Source organism: Shigella sp. FC1544, assembly GCF_001722145.1.
GTDB classification, from domain to species: Bacteria; Pseudomonadota; Gammaproteobacteria; order Enterobacterales; family Enterobacteriaceae; genus Escherichia; species Escherichia coli.
Map to the genome: position 1 here is coordinate 1 of NZ_MECT01000460.1, position 420 is coordinate 420.

1 pseudogene is annotated in these 420 nt (G+C 51.0%); it reads right to left on the minus strand.

What is annotated here, in order from left to right:
- A pseudogene (locus BGK49_RS28045) lies at positions 1-420 on the minus strand (IS3 family transposase); the annotation flags it as partial.

Sequence of the window (420 nt, forward strand, 5' to 3'; positions counted from 1 at the left end):
CCCAGCTCTTTCATGAGCCTGCCAGCAAGCCAGCGTCCCATCTGGTAGCCTCTCCGGGTTGCCATTGTGGCGATGCTTCTTGCTCCGGCCGAACCATGGCTGATGCCATGTAGCTCAAGTACCTGACTGCGTAATACAGCCCGTCTGCCGTCTGGTTTTTCAGGACGGTTTTTCCAGTATCTGTAGCTGCTGCGATGAACCCCGAACACTTGGCAGAGTGTGACCACAGGATAATGCGCTCTGAGTTTCCCGATTATCGAGAACAGTTCAGGGAGTCTGACATCAAGAGCGCGGTAGCCTTTTTTAATATTTCATTCTCCATTCAATGCGTTGTAGCTTTTTCCTCAGCTTACGTATTTCGATTTGTTCTGGTGTTATCGGAGAGGCTTTTGGTGTTTTGCCCTGACGCTCATCACGCAG